Annotated in this window: 7 protein-coding genes; 1 reads left to right on the top strand and 6 read right to left on the bottom strand. The window is 59.8% G+C overall.

The window, feature by feature from the left end:
* Nucleotides 1-25: 25 nt before the first annotated feature.
* The 6 genes from HU738_RS01390 to HU738_RS01365 form a co-directional block, all read right to left on the bottom strand.
* Entirely contained in the window at nucleotides 26-3,967 is a 3,942-nt protein-coding gene (locus HU738_RS01390; RefSeq protein ID WP_186604043.1) for an RHS repeat domain-containing protein, read from the bottom strand.
* 30 nt (nucleotides 3,968-3,997) lie between these two features.
* Nucleotides 3,998-4,474, bottom strand: coding sequence for a hypothetical protein (locus HU738_RS01385; protein ID WP_186604041.1), 477 nt, complete (start codon nucleotides 4,472-4,474; stop codon nucleotides 3,998-4,000).
* 1 nt (nucleotide 4,475) lies between these two features.
* Entirely contained in the window at nucleotides 4,476-7,271 is a 2,796-nt protein-coding gene (locus HU738_RS01380; protein WP_186604039.1) for a hypothetical protein, read from the bottom strand.
* A gap of 280 nt (nucleotides 7,272-7,551) precedes the next feature.
* On the bottom strand, nucleotides 7,552-9,885 hold the full coding sequence (locus HU738_RS01375; protein ID WP_186604037.1) for a hypothetical protein: 2,334 nt from the start codon (nucleotides 9,883-9,885) through the stop codon (nucleotides 7,552-7,554).
* Nucleotides 9,886-9,905: 20 nt separating this feature from the next.
* Nucleotides 9,906-12,467, bottom strand: a complete 2,562-nt coding sequence (locus tag HU738_RS01370) for a hypothetical protein (RefSeq protein WP_186604035.1) — start codon at nucleotides 12,465-12,467, stop codon at nucleotides 9,906-9,908.
* A gap of 29 nt (nucleotides 12,468-12,496) precedes the next feature.
* Nucleotides 12,497-14,278, bottom strand: coding sequence for a hypothetical protein (locus HU738_RS01365; protein WP_186604033.1), 1,782 nt, complete (start codon nucleotides 14,276-14,278; stop codon nucleotides 12,497-12,499).
* Nucleotides 14,279-14,917: 639 nt separating this feature from the next.
* Between HU738_RS01365 and HU738_RS01360 the strand changes: the two genes are divergently transcribed.
* Nucleotides 14,918-19,447: an RHS repeat protein gene (locus tag HU738_RS01360; RefSeq protein WP_217871417.1), complete on the top strand. Its 4,530-nt coding sequence runs from the start codon at nucleotides 14,918-14,920 to the stop codon at nucleotides 19,445-19,447.
* The last annotated feature ends 36 nt before the right edge of the window (nucleotides 19,448-19,483 follow it).

The raw sequence follows: 19,483 nt of genomic DNA, 5'->3' as shown, positions 1-19,483 counted from the left end.
CCCTTCGCTTACCCGCGTGCAGGGCCTACGCCGCCGGCTCGGTACCACTGAGGATGTTCCTCGCGTCGTACCGGTACGCCACGCTTTCGCCTGGCTCGGCGGGGCTGCTCCCGGGAAGTGTGACCAGGACCAGCCGGTTGAGCGCATCGTATTTCAAGGTCCGGCCCGCATCATCCCTGGTCAGGTTGCCGTTCTTGTCGTACTCCAGAAGAATCTCCCTGGGGTAATCGGCATGGGTGTTGGTGATTCGCAACAATTGCGCCGGGTCCTGCTCCAGGCGATAGTCGCCAAAAGAGTAGAGGGCCCGGTTGAAGCCACCGTCGAAGGTGGTGAGGACCACGGTGATATTGTCCAGGTCATCAAAGCTGAAGACCTGCGTCTTGATTTTCTTGCCGTAGGGATCCACTGGCCAGTAGTGGTCTTCGGGCGCTTGCGGGTTGTCGAAGGCATCACACGTGTAATTGACCAGGCGGCCGCGCGTGTCATAGCGATAGCTTTCGTCACGCAGAACCTGCAGTGGTGGCTCATCGGACTCCCGCTCACACTCAGCCAGCACCCGTTGCTCCAGGCAATCGAACTCATCATAGCGCTGCGTCAGGGTCTGTACCGTCTCGCCGCCAAAATCAAAGGTCCGCCGAGTCTCGCGATCAAACCCGTCGTACTCCAGCGAGGTCACCAATTCAGTACCAGCCTGGATGTCCTGGGTGGTAAAACTCTCCATCCGGCCAAAGCTGTCATAGGTGAAGTCTGTCTGCAGCAACACCGGGCCAAGCGCCTGGGTACGGCCGCGGCGTTTCGCCGGCGCGGCGTGCAAGCGAGTCTGCTTGAGACGGCCACAGTCATCGTATTCGTAGACTTGCTCCTGATTCAGCACATCGCCGTACCTGTGCATGCGGCTTCGGTAGCTGTAGCCGTATGACATGCTGTAAAGCTCATCGCCTACATAGCGGTCTTCATGCTTCACTTCACCGTTGGTGAAATATTCGAGTTCAACCTTGTACCCAGGCTCGTCGAATTCCACCAGGCGGGCATTCTTGCGATGATAGATATAGTTAGCGTCGACCGCCCCCAAATGACGGTGAACAGGTTCTTCGCCCAAGGCCGGCCGATAGTCATAGCTCACCTCTGCCTTGTCGGGTGCAATCATCAGGCACGGTTGACGTTCACCTTGCCTGTACTGGAACTCCTGATCACGGAAACCGGTAATCGCGTGGGTTCGCCGGCCGAGGCCATCGAACGTCTGCGTACCCAGCAGCACGTCACCCACCTTGATACTGACCGGCAAGTCCTCACGGCTATGCATGGCATAGGCCCGGGTGACCACGGCATTGCCAGGCAACGTGTGCGTTACCTGCCGATCGAAGGCATCGTAGGCATAGACGTTGATGCGCATCCGGTCGCCCTCGCCGTCGCGCTCACGGTGCAGGCGCCCCAGGCCGTCGTAGTCCTGCCGCAACAGGCTCACCTGCTGCTTGACCGGCTTGCCCGTATCATCCTCGCTCAGGTAGTAGCGCTCGACGCGCACAGCTTTTTCGAACAGATTCATCCAGGTTTGCGTGACACCGCTTTGCACACCCTGATCATCCACGCGCCAACGGGTGACGATCGGCCCTTTGTGCTCGGTAGAGCCCACAGGGTCGGTCTCGGAATAGTCGCGTATACCCTCCGGGCCGATTTCACAATACAGCTCGCCCCAGTCGTCATACTCTAAGCTGTACTCCAGTTCCAGCTGCCAGTCTTCATACCAATCGACGTCAGTCCGCGCTTCCAGCTGGCCAAGCGCATCGTACCAGGCCCGATAGATGGGGCGTGGCGCGCCGGCGAACAGCTTGCTGTCGTCATCATCGCGTTCCTCATAGACGACCCGATTGAAACCATCCACGATCGACCGCGTCCTGACCCCAATGACATCGGTCACTGCTTGCTCGGCCACGTCCTCGTCATGTGCGCAGAGGTGGTATTCATAGTGTTTGAAGGCCTCGTCCTCTCCGTCCGGATCGACGGTTTCGCGCGTCACACGGCGCAGCGCGTCATAGACATAGCGAATCCTCACACCGTTGTCGTCGCTGTTGAGCAACGGTTCGCCATGCAACACCGAGCGCAGTGTTTCGAGGGTCTTGGACACCTGGTCGAAGCCGCTGATGGTCTCTATCGTCTGCAGCGCGAACTCACCCGACGCCTTGTCGAAGACTTCCTCATAGCCGTAGGTGCTCGTGGTACTCCACACCTCGTCGGGGTCGACACCGGGATAATTCACTTCCTGCTCTCGCACGCGCCCGAGCCGCAACGCATCGTCAGGCTGGTCGAAGTAGCAGAAATAGGTCCCTTCAATCGCCTCACCAGCATTGATCAGCGTCTGCCCCTCGACCACATGCTGGCCATAGGCACGCCATTGGTTGTCCGGGTCATTCGCGTCGTATTCACTGTCGATAACCGCCGGCAAGCTGATATACGTGTAGTGGGTAGTCAAGGTCGGCGCCTGGCCAAAACCGGTTGCTGCCGGCGTGATGGTGGTTTGCTTGAGGTGGCGCACGAAGCCTTCCGGGTCCGGCGGACAGGCCGCACCGTCGCCCCCGACCGGATACCACTCGTGCAGTTCCTCGACTTCGTTGAACCGTTTGCGCCATACCAGATTGCCGTGCACGTCGTACCGGCTGTATTCGGTCGGCGAGCGTGGCGGTCGACCGCTCTCCAGCAGCGTCCAGCGCTGGGTCTGTTCGGTGACCAGCTGAAAATTGGCAGGTTGCAGTTCGAATGTCTTCTCCTGGTCCACCGGGTATTTGTAGATCTGTTCCCGCAGTGAACGGCCCTGGAGCGTCTTCTCAGTCTCCAGCAGGTGAAACCGGTTGAAGCGCCGCTCGATGGTCTTTACTGGCGTGTCGTTGACATAGTGGGTTTCCACCGAACCGTATTGATAGACGCCCTGGCGATAGTACAAGTTGTCCAGCCCACTGTCCTCGACCCAAGGGGTGTCTCTATCGCCGAGGAAGTTATTGTTGCCCCAGCCTTGCGCTTCGGCATTCTCGTAGACGAAACCCACATCGACCAGCGCATGCTTGATGCCGAGTTGCGGCAGTGGCTTCCCCGGCGTCGTTTTGTGGCGGTTGACCCGGGGTAGCCGGTTGCGCCTGGCAGCGCTTGGGAATTCATGACCACCGTCGGTGTATTCGAGCACCTCCCTGGCGCCTGTCGGCGTCCTGACCCCGACAATCGAAAGGTAGCTGTTGCTGGCATCGTACTCATACTCGAACTGCCAATTGGCCTTATTGGCAGTGGGCAGGGCGATCTGGGTGACGCGGTCATCATTGCCACCCAGCGACATGACGTAACGCGCGACTCCGCCATTGGCCAATGAATGCTCTTTTATCTCCACCGTGGAACTACTACGTTCAACGGTCAGCAGCGCGTTTTCGTCCCCCTGCGCGGTCACCTCGAAGATTGCCTGCAAGCGGAAATACTGACTATTGAAAGCGAGGTGCTCGAGCTTGAGTTTGCGCCCCATGTGCAGAACACTGACCGGCAGGGCCAGGTTATCATCCTGCATCTGGAGAATTTCCTTGAGCCCGGACCGGTGCACCACACGAAAGCGCGTGGTCTCGTCCAGGCCTAGATTGCCTTCCTTGTAAACATGGAAACTGGCGATCTTCTGTTGGGGAATGTTCAGCCGCTTGTCTTCGCGACTGCTCTCTTCAAGCCGGAACGACTCACCCGTGCCCAGGGCAAGCACCTGGTTGTGGCGGGTATATTGCGTCAATCCGAGGTTCCAGCCCTTGCCATAGCCTGAGTCCTGGGTATTGAGGGGGTTGTAGTGCAGCGCCAGTTTCAAGGCCGGGCCAGCCAGCGCATGGGACTTCAGGTCCGGTAACTCGATCGACACCGTATACAAACCCGTTCTCGGGTCGACGCCCCCACGGACGGCGCTCAAGAAGTTGAACGCGGTGGAATGGACCGTTCGATTATCGCTCATGTTGCGCCTCCGCAAGTTCAACACTCGCCATCAATACTCATAGCGAAAACAGGAGAGTTTTCCGTGAATTTGCCCAGTACCCTTTTTGACCAGGAGCTTCAGGCCCGGTTTGACCTGATCTCCGACGGCGTAGGTTCGGAGATCTTGGATCTTCATCCATTCCATTTGAAAGGGATGCTTCGCGCTCCTGAGTTTGAAATAAAAATTCCCATCGTCATCACAAGAAGGCGAGTCCGCGAGCATCAAAACAGCACCCGCCGGCATATTTTCAACCTTGAAGTAGTAGGCATTATCGTTACCGCACTCCATGTCGCCCAGCTTAAACTGACCCTTGGTTCCCCACAGCAGTTCCTTGGTACAATCTTTGCCCGGATTACCGTCATTATTATTGGCAAAGCTGATTTTGACCGTATTGGAGTCGGACCTCTCGGCAGCCACTGTTTGCACACCCGCCCCTGCCAGGAGCAAAACGAGAGTAGCCATTGAAACACGCTTGAATGAAACCATCTTATTTGTCTCCCAGCTCGCGGGCAGTGATACGTTCCAGGCGCCGTGCAGGGGCACTGTCGAACGCCGAGTGATACAAGTGATTGCGATGCCCAACGATTGATTCGGGCAGGTGATAGACCAGTCGTTCATGCAGGTGGCCGTAACGGTCTCGCAAACGCACGGCAAGGGGCCTGAGGAACTTCTCGCCACCACCAACGATGCTCTTGCCAGGCGCCACCAGCTTGTCTTCACTGATATACCCAATATCATCGACACGCCGATTGACGATCACCAGCGCCCCTTTATGGAACACACGGGTATCCACGTCCAGTTTCAAGTACTTCTTCAACTTGTCTGCCAGCACGGTCTTGTCCAGATCATCGTTGTCGAATTGCACCTCCGTCGGTTCCGCACCTTTCACTGCATCATAAAAGATCCATCCGGTGAAGCTCATTTCCTCGACTGCACTGTGTCGATTTTCCCAAGTCATGGAGGTGGTATTGATGCTGGCGTCATGCTTGGAGGAAAGAAACTGGCAGGTCAGGAAATTCCCTCCACCATACTTGAGCCTCCAGTAGTCCACCGTATTCGGATGCAGATAGAATTCGTCATCATTCGGGTTCTCCGGCAATTCGAAACCGGTCCCCCCGCCATCCATACGAAAACCTTCGAATACATAATCCGTGTCATTGAAATGCGGCGTCGGAATCGCGGTTACAGTGATAGACGAATGCTGATCATTGGTGTCGTTTGATGCGTACTGGAAACCCTTATCAGACGTAAATCTAGAGTGGAAGTCCTGTATATCGAGGCTGTCCGACTTCGCATGCAAATAGAAGCGCTTGACGGTTTGTTTATCATTGCGCGTCATTTCCACTGCCCCTGGCGTGGTGGCTTGCTCGAAGATGTTGGGCTCTTTGCGCGTTGCCCAAGGCGTCAGCTCATTCAGTTCGATACCTTGAGCGGTCCCGAGATCCGGCAGCCTCTGGGTCGCTGCACGCTGGTAAATGCCGATATCAGCCTCTTCCTTCAGGCTCAGGGGGTAATGCTTGCCGTCTACAAGCGCCGTTTCAACGGTCACCTCCACCATCAACGGCTGGAAGCCGTTGCCGAACAGTGAACCCCGGGTACCTAGATCCGCCCCACCGGGCACCTTGATATCGTGAGTTTTCAATGATTTCCAGGTGGGCTCCTCGTTGAGCTGAGACTGCTGTACCACGCTGTAGTCGGTGGCATAGCGCACCCCTTTCTCGACCACCTCGCAGACCACGACGCTGCTGCGGGTATCGGTTTCGTCCGTCGCGGTAAAGCGGCCCTCGCCATCGACCCGACCGGTGCCGGCCAGCACCCGCCAGCGCTTGTGCAGCGTTGACAACATGCCAGACGTATCCGCCAGTATGGTGGTCTGCTGGCGCTGCAGGCGGGGCACGAAGCGCGGCTCGATACCGAGCAACTGCTGGGCGTTGACCATCACCAGCGAGGCCATGCCCGTCTCGCTGCCCTCGGCCCGCAACTGCTGGACCGCCAACGGTCGCAATAGCGTGTCGGCGTATGGCTTGAACACCGCGTTGCGCCCGCCAGCTCCCGACACACCCAGTTCACCCAGCGCCGGGCCGACGAAGGACCAGTCGATGCTCCCACCGCCCCCCGACTGCCAGGCCCCCAGGCTCATCTCCTGCTGGTTCTGGGCGAAACTGACCACCCTTGGCATGAGTTCCAGCCGTTCGAAGGCTACCTGCACCCGCTCGGAGGCGACATAGGTGATGTCACCCTCCTTATATTCAGCCGTGACCACCACCGTCAGGCTTTCGTGACCGATGGCATTGATGTCTGGCGCGCTGTACAGGCCTTCCAGGCTGATGCTGCCTTGCGTGGCAAGCGTGTGATTGGTCAACCCGGTGACGCGCCACTGGCTGGCATTCACTTGCCGGCCTTCGCCGTTGAAAAGCTTGAATTGCATTTGCTCACCGGCATGCAGGAGCGTCCCTGCCGGCTGCACGCTCATGGTGGTGCGCAACGGGTTGATATTGCCAAACACCGCAAGATCCCTCGGGGTGTGGCGTTCGCGCTCGACAAACTCATACGAGGCAGGGAACAGCAAGCTGTTGAGCAGTATCAGGTCCACTTCGCTGGCCTGATCCTGCAAATGCTCGGCGACCACCAGCGTTGCGGAGTAGTCGCCGTCCGGCAGCAGGTAAGGGAAATCGCGGGTGGGTAGCCGCCCCTTTTGGTCATCGCCTAAAACACCGATGAACACCAGCACCGCGCCGTCACCGTAGTTCGCCGCAGCCCTGAGCCTCGCACCGGGCGCCGCCTGCGTCCGCAGGATGAAGCGGTTGGGAGTGAGTGTCCGATAACCGCGCAGGTCGATGCTGCCAAGCTCGAATTCACTGCTGCGCGCCGGCAATCTGGCAAACCACTCGGCCAGCCGGGCGTTGAGTTGCTGGTTGAGCTGCGGATCCTGGGCGAACAGGTTGCAGCGCACCCGGCTGCCCTTGGCGATATCCAGCAGCACCCGGCCACGCCGGTCGACCGTACCTTCGGCCAGCGCAAGGTCGACATCGATCTCCACCTGGTAGTCCATGGCTTCGCTGAACGAGAAACCCGAGAACAACTTGCCGCCATCCTTGTTGGTGCTGGCGCAACGCCCGGCAACGATGTTCATCGTCAGGCGTACCCGCGAGTTTTCCACCGAGGCCGTGCTGAATGACAGCAGCGGCGGGCCGAATTCGATACCGGACAAGCTCACGGCACTCGACGGGCCAGGCAACCATTCGGCCTGGGGTGCGCTGACGGCATCGATATCCAGTGCCACATGCACCCGCGAACTGCCGATACGCCGGGCGCTGACAGCGCTCAAGGCGGCAAGCCCATCGGCGTGGCCGGTTGCTTGCGCCGCGGCACGCCGGGGCCTGGTGACGAGGTCGACCGACAACAGTGGCAAGTCACTCGGGCCGCCCAGGCGCTCGAGGTGCTGCTGATACAGCAATCGGTTGAGCCGCCCGCGGCTGTAGACCGCCACGGCGCCCCAACCCAGGGTCACCGAACTTTCCCGCATACGCGCCAGTACTTGCTCCAAGGAATTGGACATGGCTTCATCCTCTTGATGATGCATCAGGTTCGAACAACGTTTGATCGGCAGCCGGCTGCCGGGCAGGATGCCCCTTGCGTTGAGGCTCCAGCGGCAACAACAGGTGGCCTTCGAGGTCACCGAAGGGCGTGTCGGGCAACAAGGCGGTTACCAGTACAAAGGGTGTCGGGCCTTCCCAGGCAGGCCAGTACACTCCCTCATCCTCATCAAGGAAACCGTCGCCCAGATGCAGTGGCCACTGCACCTGCGCGGTCTTCTCGATGCCATTGAAATAGGCCCTGAACTGCACGCTACCGTCGGGTTTCGGCGGATCGGCCTCCAGGTGCAGGGCGGGCTCCTCTTGCATGACCAGCACCTGCACGACGGTGACCTCCCCGGTCGCGCTGTTGCTCACCTCGATCATGTCCAGCAGGTAGGTGCCCTCATCCTGCTGCCCAGCTGCGGTATAGGTGCAGCGCGTGCCGTCGGCGCTGGGCTCCACTCGTCCACAGCCTGGCTGCTCGACGACCCGCCATTGCGGGTCGCCGCCCAACGCGCCGGCGGTGAAGGTCAGCTGATCCCCGTAGGAACAGATACGCACCCTGGGGTTGGCATTGATACTCTGGGCCAATGCCGTCAGCAGCGTCGTGCTGCGCGCGCGGGTTTGCCGGTCGGTTGCGATGACCAGCCCGCGCGCCTGGCGATACCCCAGCACATGGGCTGGCGGGGCCTGATAAAAGCCGGTGTCGGGATCGATGTCGCCGATATCCCCCATGTTGCCGTCGAGGGCTTCAAGGCTCCAGGTCACCGAGGCGAGCCCGGAGTCGACCGTGAAGGTATGTGCCTGCCCAGGCGCCAGGCGTACATCCTGGTCGCGGATCTGAATGCCCGCCGCATTGCTGTCGAGCTTGCCGAACAAGGCAAGCCCATGGGGATATTCGGCATCGTGCGGGGTAAATGCACTGTCTTGCGCCAGGGTGAAGTTTTTCAACAGGGTTTCCGGCACGCGGGCCGAGAGCTTGCGGGCCAGCCCTTCGAGCAAGGCTTGCTTGAGCACCAGCCCGACAAACCGGTCGATTTCTTCGAGCTGGGTTTCGTCAAGGTCTGCCGGCAGCCCATCGAGCACGGTGACTTCCGCCTGTTCCGCCCATGGCCAGGCCACCTCCCCCATGATCAGCCCGCCGTCGGTCTCCTCGAGGGAGGGGCGGAACAGGTAGAAACGATGGTGCAGGTGAAATTCGAACGTGCACGACAGCGGCAGCCAAGGCTTCGGCGCTTCGTCCTCGTGTTTTTTGCGCTGCTGGTACTCGAAGGCGATAGCCCCTTGCGATTGCCAGCGCAGCTGGACTTCGTCTTCGTCGAACTCGGCCGTCAGCGGCAGCGCCCCGGCACCGGCCTGCAGGCTGAACCTGGAGGACTTGAACAGATAATGGCTGGCCGTGTGTGCCAGTTCGAAGACCTGTAGCGTGCCCGCCTTGGCCTGCAGGGATTGCAGAGCGCCTTCGGGCGTATTGCGGTAGTCGAACGTTGGCCCGTCGAGCATCGCCTCCATCGCATGGGCATAAGCCGCACGGTGCAACAAGCGCCTGGAAAGCAGCAGCGTCGCCGGCGCACGTTCGGCCATTTCCTTGGGCAGCAGGAAGGGGAAATCCGAACCGGCGGGCGGATAGACACCTGCAGGCCCCCGCTCCAGCGAGCCAAACAGTACCAGCGCCGCACGCGGGTCGGACGCCTGAGTCATGACGCGGGCACCTACGGCCCGGGCATTGAGGAACGGGTTTTCGGACTTCGCCGACACATCCGCCAACGCGTAGAGGCCTTGGTCGTCTTCCAGTTGATGGGCCAGGTAGTCGGCCATGAAGGCGCCGCCTTCCCAGCGCTCCTGCTGGCTGTCGCCCAGATCGAATTCCAGGCTTTGCGCTTCTGGTTGCTTCAGGTCGAGGCCCAGGCGCAGGTCGTCGGTGGTGAAACGGGTAAGGCCACGCAACTGCAGGCTGTCAAGCGCATCATGCGCAGAAACGGCCAGCACATCGAGGAAGTTGTCCTGCAGAACATGGGTGCCACCGTCAGCCTGCAGGCTGAACCCTACCCGTGGGTTGTCGTAGGAGGCATGGCCCCAGTCAAGGCTGGGCGGGCCAAGCCGGTAGTGGCTCAGGACATGGGTCTGCCGACTGGCAGAAACCTTGATCTCGATGCGCTTCCAGGCGATGTCGCTGCCTTTGCTCATCTGCAGCCTATGGTGCCGTTGCACCAGGGAATCGACCGCGACGGGTGGCACGGCAAAAATGAAATCCCACTCCGACAGGTGCGGATTGCGTTTCATCCAGTCCAGAATGGCCAACAAGGAATTGCCTGACATGATGATTTCCTCGGGTGCTCTCACGGTTGGGAAGCGGCGGCCGAACTGGCCCCGGTTGCGGTACGCCTGGCCAGGCGCAGGCGCCTGCCCTGCGAGGACTGCGCCTCATAGGCTTCGACCGCGCCATCAAGCGGCAACGGCAGGATGATGAAGCCCTCCAGCGCGCCCCAATCCGGGCTTTCAACGTGGCCGCCGATGACCACGAAACGGTCACGTCGGTTGCGGCCGACCTCGTAACGGTCACCCTTGATCTCCCCAGGCCCGTACAAGACCGTCCACTGGACGTCCGTCTGCACTTCGCTGCCGACCCAGAGTGCCAGGCGCACCCAGTCCTGCTGGGCACTGCTGCCCCACTCCTCGGGGGTGACCGGCATCGGTTTCTTTTTCCTCATCCGCGTCACCAGGCAGGTAACGCGCTCATCGCCACTGGCGTTGTTGCGCACTTTCACCAGGTCGAGCTTGTACGCCTCGGTGCGCGAGTCCGCACCGGCCAAGTAGGTATTGAGCCGGCCCGTACCGCCAGGCTCGCGCAAAGCCCCGTGTGGCGCCGCATTGACGAATGACCACTGGATATCGGCGGTCTCCCGGGTGCCGGCCATCAGCGCCACTTCTCCGCCTGGCTCGACGACCTCCAGCATGGGGCTGAGGGCGATGGCGTGATCGACCACGGTCACCAGGGCGGCAGCGGTGAACCCGGAGTCAGGATCGAGCGCGGTAACGCGGGCCTGGGTGAAACCGGCCGTAATATGACTGACCCCCGGGGCGGTGTACCAACCGGTCAACGTGTCGATCTCGCCTGGGTCGTCCGCGTCGGCCGTCAACGCTTCGACTTTCCAGTACACCTTGCGAGGGGGTTCGACCTTGAACTGCAGCGTGCCCCCAGGCTCGAGCACCGGCTCGAGCGCAGTGACTTCGAAACTGCCACCATCCGGGTTGACCTTGCCGAACATGACCACGTCCTTGGGCCCGCGCACCTGATCGCTGACGACCAGATTGCCGAAACTCAGGCGCAGGGTTTCCTTGACCAGCGGCTCAAGCACCTCTGCGACTGGCAAGTCACGTCCCAGACGCTCGCGCAACGGCTCCACCGCTGCGGTTCGCATGGCCTGCTGAGCCGGCAACACGATCATCTGGCCCACCATGTACAGCAGAACGAACATCGCCTCGATAGGGTTCAGGCCATCCTCGTTAGTGGGAATGGGTGCAGGCAGCCGGTCGCCGCTTTCGTACAGCGCGCGGGCGTGTTCCAGCTGCGCTTCGGCAAGCACGGGTGGTTTGATCTCGTGTTCCAGCCCATCAATTTCCAGGCGGGTCATTTCAAGTACCCCGCCTTCACGATCGACCAGTTCATAATCGATGAAACACTGAACCGTCACACTGCGATGTGCGGGGAATAGCCTGTCGAGATCTTCCTGACGGTACTGCTTGGTATCGAAACTCAACAGAACCAGGCGGATCTCCATGTCGCTGGTGGCCACCCAGGACACTCTGACACCGGTATCACCCGAAAAATCGATGCGCAGCTGTTTATTACCCGCTTGAATGACGGTGGCTTCGACGACGGTCAGCATGTCGATATGGAAATGACGGCCTCTGTATTCGAAATCGCTGCTGTTCCACCCCCCCATCGCTGGTAACTCGATACGCCCAACATCACAATAGGCGCCCATCACGCCACCTTGCTGGTCATATTCAATGACAAAACTTGCGTCCTTGATAAACCCAGAGAATCGCTCTATCAGCTGTTGAATGATCAGGCGCCGCGCATTGAACAGTACCGTCGCCGATGTTTCCTGACCGGCATCATCAGGAATCAGATAGCGGAAGTCGGAACTGGCATCCGGCAGGCTGCCATCGTGGCCGGACTTCATATTGATGAACGCCAGTACCGCACCCTCGGCCTCTTGCGCTTCGGCAGAGGCCGGGGCCAGCTTGGAGGGGGGCTTGGCCTGGGTCCGCAAGCGGAAGGACCTGGGCCTGAGCAGGGGGCGCGAGCCCGGGTCGATTTCGCCCAATGACCAGACGCGCTGGGCGTCCGGCAGCCGGTTGAACAGCTCCTTGAAAAAGTTGCCGCCCAGTTCACGCTCCTGGGCATCATTGGAGAACGTCAGCGAAAAGTTGTCACTTTTGCTCAGGTCCAGCAGGATGCGCCCGTCACCGGCCACCTGGCCCGGCGCATCGTCCAGGTGCACGTCCAGGTGCAGCTCTGGCCCCGCCAGGGGGCCAATCCAGTCCAGCCGCTGGACATACCAGTCACTGACGTTCTTGCGCAGGGCCAGTTGATTGCCGCCGACCACCGCCATGCGCAGGCGTGCCTTGGAATCGTTGAGGTCGGCATTTTCGAATGACAGGCGCGGGTGAGCGAGCCTGAAATCATGAATGACAATCCTCGCCTCGTTGCTCCCCGACACTTCGCCGCTGACCGGTGGCAGATAACTACCGGTATTGAACCGGCGTATATATTCGCGTTTCAACAGGCGATTGATCTTGAAGCGATCGAGCGCAACAATGGCATCCCAGCCGAACAACCGACTGCGCACACGCAACCATTGCAAGAGACTTGCAAGAGATTCGGCAAACATGGTGTTTCTCCTGTCAACCTGGATGAGGCTCAGTCAATCAATGTGGCCCTGAGCGGACGCATGGCTTTGAAGGTGTGGCCGCCATCGAAACTGACACTTGGCAACACGTCAAAAAGTTCCAATTTGCGGTCACGCATTTGTTGCAGAAAACTTTTAGGCAGCCAGCCTTCGACTAGCCCGGCATTGTATTCAGGCAAGGTAATAACGTCAGACTTGCGCAGGGATAATGGCTCGGGAAGTCCCTCGTAAATGGCCACCATCCGAAAGGGTTGCTCGCGTGCGAAGAATGGCCATTTGCGCAAGGTGAACTGTGTGCCGTCGGGGTGAGTCACCTCTTTAAAAGATAACTTGCCATTGCGCAACTGTGTATTCTGAACCGGTTGGTAACTACCCACCGCAATATCAGCGATATTCAGATAGAAAGGATCGGAAGGCTGCGACCATTCGCCCGGCGGCGTCACGCTGTAATACAGGCAAACTTGCTTGCCGAGGTTGGCTGCAATCACTGCCGGAGGCACTTTGAATAGCCGTGGGTCAGCGATCGAAGGCTCGAGCTCCACCGTTTCATGCCCCTCCCAGATCAGCAACACCTGACCGTCTTCGATCACCGCATCCTGGGGTATGCGTACCCGGGCGCCAGCGGTTAAATCTATGGGATAGGCCACGCCTTCGTTGTTCTCTTCTCCATCGTATGCTTCCTCAACAATCGGCATTGGCAATAGCAAGCGCCTGCGTACGGTCAGCTGCAAGGGTTCCGAATGCAGGGCCATGCCTTTACGGGCGTACTGATAACTGATGGAGAACGGCTTGCCGAAGTTTTCCTTGTCATGCACCCAGCGGCTATCGAACACCGCCATGTAACGGCTGTCGAGCGTGGTCGGATCGACACGGGCGGTATAGACGACCCGCGCGCTGCCCTCGATATACAAGACCAGCTGGTCGCCCGATTGCAGATCCGCAGCAGGGTCATAGGGCATGATCACTTCAATGCCATCGGGGTATTGATCAGGGTCCAGCGCGCCGCCCGTCAGCCCTTTGATACGCGGTGCCGGCAACAAAGGACGCACAGTCGGCCAGGTTTGCTTGATGTCGAAGCGCTGCAGCGCCGACACGGTGACCTGCCCGTTGTCATGGCGGATGCTGTACTTCAGTTCGGCAAAGCCATCGATGAAAATGGCAACCTGATCCCAAGGTATCGACCATACCAGTGGCTGCCCGATGTCTTGGGCGGTCACCGGGTAGGACTGCTCGTAAGGAAGGTACGGAACGCCTTCGCCGAAGTACCCCAACCAGGACAGGGTTACCTCGGCACCCTCGACCATGGCCTGGAAAGGCGGAGTCACCACGCTGAGCGGCAAAACATCCAGCGCCTCAATGGAAATCTGCAGGTCATGCGACTGCCGCACCTGGGCGATACCCAGCGACAGCCCACCCGCGAGCACCGGACGATTGACGCGAAAGTCCAGGCGCAGGGACTCGTCCAATGGCTGCCCGCCCGGCCCATCGAGCGCGTAGGAGAAAAACACATGACCGCCGTCCAGCTGGTCGAGCAAGGGCTTGGGAATCGCGAAGATTACACGGTTCTGGTCATCGAGTTTGGTGATCGGCACACGGTCAACAAGATCATGTGGAATGCCGATCCTGGTCCGCCCGCGCAACTGAATGTGAATGAACTCGCCAATGCCTGCGCCGGGTGCATCGAGGTGTGTGTCCAAGCCCTGCGGGCCTACCTGCGCCAGGTCGACAGACTCCGTTTCAGGGTTCAACAGGGGAATATAAGGTAAGTCCAGCGCCTTGTTTTCAACTCGCATGTTCGCGCCCTCGCTGAGCGGCCATACCAATGAATGGCCCGACTCTAGCCAACCCGCCTTAATGGCGAAACTGGTAATAATGCTAGGTGCCCCCCCTGACCAGTAGCGCTATGTTAGTGCCACGCAGCCAAGGCAATCGCGAACTCCGGACACCTTTATTCATACAGCAGAGGGCGGCTCCGTATGGCTATCAACTCGTCAGTCAATTCCAATGCCATGAACTTTCTAAGTTTCATGAAAGGCGGCGTCGACCCGCGCACCGGGCAATATACGATGTCCATCTCCTTGCCCGACCTGGTCGGCAATGGCCAACTTGAACACCCCCTGAAGTTGCAACTTGACTTCAACCCGTTGAACCGCGATGACTCGGGTTATGGCAACGGCTGGAACTTGAACCTCTCCCAGTACTCGGCAAGCAATCAGCGGCTGTCGTTAAGTACCGGTGAATCGTTCAGCCTGGGGGACAGCAGCAGTGGCCAGCGACTGTTCGTCGAAGAGCAGAAGTTGCCCAGTTTCAATGTGTACAAAGAGGGCAAGCACGACCTGGACCGTATCCGTCGCCTGCGGGTCATGCACCGCTCTGGCCTGGTGGAAATACTGGAATTCTTCAACGCAGGGGAAGGCGAGCCCAGCCAGGGCGTGGCCCTGCCGGTGGAGATTCACTCGCCGCAAGGCCACAGGCTGTATTTGACTTACAAGCCTTTTGTCGGCAACCACCACGTTCTCGACACCGTCACCGATGGTGAAGGTGAATTGCTGTTCAAATGCACCCGCAGCAGGAGCGCGGTCGAATTGCTCGTATACCCAGTGGCGGATACCGGCGTGCAGCCACTGGCGCGCTACAGCATGACCCTGGAAAGCGATGACAACAGGGTCAAGACGATCACGTTGCCGGGCGGCGATGCGGCCATCTGGGATTTCAGCTACCGACCGCGGCAGGGGCTCATGTGCCTCGACACCATCCGCAACCCGACGGGGGCCATCGAGCAACTGTTCTACGAGGACAACGGCCATCAGTTCCCGCACGACAAGACCAAATACCTGCCACGCGTGACCCGTCATCTGACCGAACCGCGCTTTGGGCAAAAGCCCATCGATGTGCGCTTCACCTATGACTTCATCGATCAGGGCAATATCTACCGCCAGCACAGTTTCATTGGCAGCGGCACCAATATTGGCTGGAGCGACTCGGGCCGCGACAACCTCTATGAGTACCGCGACGACTACGAGTATCGCAGCGAAGAGCAGCTGTGGGTCGACGGCAAGGTGGTACGCAGCATCGAACGCCGCTTCAACCGGATTCATCTGCAAACGGCGGAAATCACCCGCCAGGGCAATTCGGTGGTCGAGAACCTCACCGACTATGTCGCTTTGGGCAACCGTCACTTCCGGGATCTTCCCGCCACTTGCCAGCTACCTTTGAAGGAAACCCGGCGCTGGCGCATGCTGGACAACAGCCTCCCGCCGCGCAGCGAGTGGGTTGAAAACACCTATGACAAACACGGCAACCTGCGCACCCGCACCTTCAACACCGGCGCCGAAGAGCACTACGAGTGGTACCCCGCCACTGGCGATGATGACTGCCCCGCCGACCCGGAGGGCTTCGTCCGCCACCTCAAGGAAAAAATCACCAAGCCGGCGACCGTGGCGGACAAAACCGCGCTGCCGCAGTGCGAACGCTACATCTACATCACGCTACCCAGGCTTGCCGACCCGGAGCATGACCAAGGCAACCCCGATCATGACTGGCACAAACAGCCCTGGCATGCCACTTACAGTGAGGTGATGATCGAGCAAGGCAAGACTGAACAGCTGCTGCGCCAGACCATTTATCATTACGCAAACTCCGTCACCGATCCTTTCCTGCATGGCCGGCGCTACCTGCAGCAGCAGCTCTGCAATGGTTTGCAAACTGCCACCGAGTGGCATTACACCCGGGTCCCAGGCCCAGGCCTGGACAAGCAGGTCCTGCAGACCGAAGAAGTGTTGCGAGGTTACGACGGTACCCGGCGCAGCACCCTGGAGCAACGTTCGCTGCTGCACGGCAAGCACCTGTTGATACGTGATGCCAACGGCGTGGACCTCGTGCTCGAATACGATCGCCTGATGCGCCTGAAGAAGCAAACCGTGGCGCCGGACACCAAATTCGAGGCCGTTCGTGAGTATGCCTATACCCTGTTCAGCGGTGGCGCGACACAAACCTCCCAAGCGGTGACCGATGCCCGAGGCATCACCACCGTGACCTTGTTCGACGGCCTGGCCCGGGCGGTGGAGGAGCGGCGCGACAACGTCTACGAAGGTTACCCGCTACGCCTGCACACCACCCAGGTCGTTCGCCATGACGAATGGGGCCGGCGCGCGTCGCAAACCCGCTACGACTGGCTGCCCGACCAAGGGGAGCGGGCCTTGACCGAGCATTTCGAATACGACGAATGGGGCGAGCTGTGCTGCACCATCGGGCCGACCGATGTGGACGAGTCCACGATCGGGCCCAAAGCGATACGCCATTATCAAGTTGTCAACCCACTTGGCAGCCGCGAGCATCCGGATGGCGCTGTACTCACGACCTGGCGCCAGGTAGGGACAGGCAAGGACGCGCGGGTCAGTGATTGGCAGCAGGCCTGGCAGAACCCGTACGAAAAACCGCTGCGCACGCTTGCGCTTGATGAGCACGGTCAACCCGTCACGCTTCGCAGGTACAGCTACGATGGCTGGAACCGCTGCGTGAGCGAGACCGACGAGCGCAACTTCAGCACCACTTATGGCTACGATGCCTGGGGCCGCCTGACCACGACCACGTTGCCAGAGAAGACCCGCATCGAGCGGGCATACGCCCTGCATACCGAGGCGGAGCTGGCCACCAGCCTCACCGTGTTCCCGGCCAATATCAACGAACCGACCAGCGAAATCGCCCTGCGTCGTTACGACGGCCTCGACCGCGTAAGCTTCACCCGCACAGGCCCGCGTACCGAGTACCTGCATTACCAGGGTGGGGAAACCCAGCCGCGTGAGCACATCAGTGCCGCTGGCGTATCAACCCGGTTCGAATACGAACTGGCGTTGACCACGGAACCGACTGGCAGCGTCACCGACAAGCTGAGCAGCAAGTTCACCTTCCACGAAGTGAGTGCGCGCCTGAACCACGCCGGCAACGGCGATTGCGATCGCGACTACGAGTACAACCTTGCCAATCAGGTGACCGTCCAGCGTTGGTACGATCACAAAAGCCGCACCCGGCTTTCCCGCACATACCGCAGCTCGGTCGATGATCGTCTGGTGCAAAGCACCGAGGACAATCGCATCGTCACTCGCTACCTGTATGACCGCTACGCCCGGTTGGAGCGCACGGAAAAAGAGCCGTTGCACATCAGCCATGCCTACGATGACTTCGGTCGGCCGTCGAGCACCACCACGCTGGACGGCAGCGGCAACTACCTGAAGACCGAAATATTCTATGACCATCGCGACCGCGAGATCTGCAGGTCCTGGGAACTGAGCGGCAAGAAGATACGCATGCAGACCCAGGAGTGGGGGCCTGACGATCTGCTGAAGAGCCGCGAGCTGAGCGAAGATGGCAAGACCTTGCTGAAAGAGGTCTTCAACTACGATCCGCGCAGCCGACTGATCAGTTGCATCTGTACAGGCACGCAATTACCGCGTGACGAACTGAACCGGCCGATCACGTCGCAAATCTTCACGACGGATGCCTACGACAATATCAGCATGGTGATGTCGACTTATGCCGACGGCCATGGCTATGAGCGGGCCATGTTTATCCGCGCGGCCGACGACCCCTGCCAGTTGCGGCGCATCGAGTACACACCGGCACGTGCCACAGGTAACCCGACCTTCCGCTACGACGCCAATGGCAGCCGGCTGAACGACGAGCGTGGCCAAGTCCTGAGCTACGACAACCGCAACCGGCTGCTGTCGGTCGGCGCCAGCCATTATCGCTATGACGGTTTCGACCGCCTGTTCGCCCGCCAGGATGCCAGCGGTGCGGACACCGTACTGCTGTTCGAGGGCAATCGCCTGCACCGGGCGGTGCGCGGCAGCCTCGAACAGCTGTACTGCTACCAGGGCGAAGTGCCGCTGGCGCAACAGAGCAATGATGGCCAGGCCCCCCTGCTGCTGCAGACCAGCGCCAGCCACAGCGTGATCGCCGAGAGCCTGAGGGCAGACCGCCGCGACGCGACCTACGGCGCCTATGGCACACAGCCCTATCAGCAGGATGCGCCGCTGCGCACAGGCCTGGGCTACAACGGCGAAATGCAGGAACCGGACAGTGGCTTGTACCTGCTCGGTGGCTTGCGCCCTTACAGCACTGTGACGATGGACTTCGGCATGCAGGACCCGACCAGCCCACTGGACAATGGCGAACTGAGTTATTACGGCTATTGCCGGGGCAACCCGATCATGCTGCGCGATCCGACCGGGACCACCGCGATCGGCTGGAGCGGGCGGTTGCGCGAAGTGTACGAAGATGATCCGGCCAACGGAACGCGGACGTCTGGCAATTCGATTTGGGAATTGATAGGCGCGGGCGTGGCGGTGGTGGCCTCATTCATCGCGATCACCATTGCGACCGTAGTCACCTATGGAGCTGCAGCAAAACTGTATGCACTTTGGGCATTAAAAAGCACTGCAATCATGACCTCTGTTGCAATCGCCCAGACCGCCGTAGTTGCCGCTGCTGCAGTCGGCAAAACCATCGCCGCGACAGTAGCAACTACCGTTGCAGCGCTGACGGTGACGTCCACTGCCTATCAAATTGATGCATTGGCCAGTGGGAGTCGTAAGTCGAACAGGACCAGTCTCATTACCGGCAGCTTAGCCGGGCTTATCGGGATTACGTATTTCGCCGCACAGGGAATCAGTACGGTGGCCACCGCATATAAAACTTTGGGCTCCTGGAGCGCTGCTTTCCGAGCCGCTGTCAATAAATTAGCTGCGCCGTTCCGTGCTGCTGAGCGCCTGACGAAAGCCACAACCAGCAATTTAGCTGGCACGGCCGACCCGCTTGTCAGCAATCTTCCAACAGTTGGCGAAGCCAGGAAGTTTGCGGCCTGGCAGGTTGCCATAAAAGGTAAACCCTATGATGGACCGCTGGACAAGTACTTCCCGAGAGCAAAACTTGCACAAGTTGGCGCTCAAGACGTTCGAAGATAGTCCTCTCGATAACGCAAGCACATACACACTTTAAAT

The sequence above is a fragment of the Pseudomonas vlassakiae genome, assembly GCF_014269035.2.
Lineage (GTDB): Bacteria > Pseudomonadota > Gammaproteobacteria > Pseudomonadales > Pseudomonadaceae > Aquipseudomonas > Aquipseudomonas vlassakiae.
Note: the sequence above shows the minus strand (reverse complement) of the source record. Positions and strands in the feature narration are given on the sequence as shown.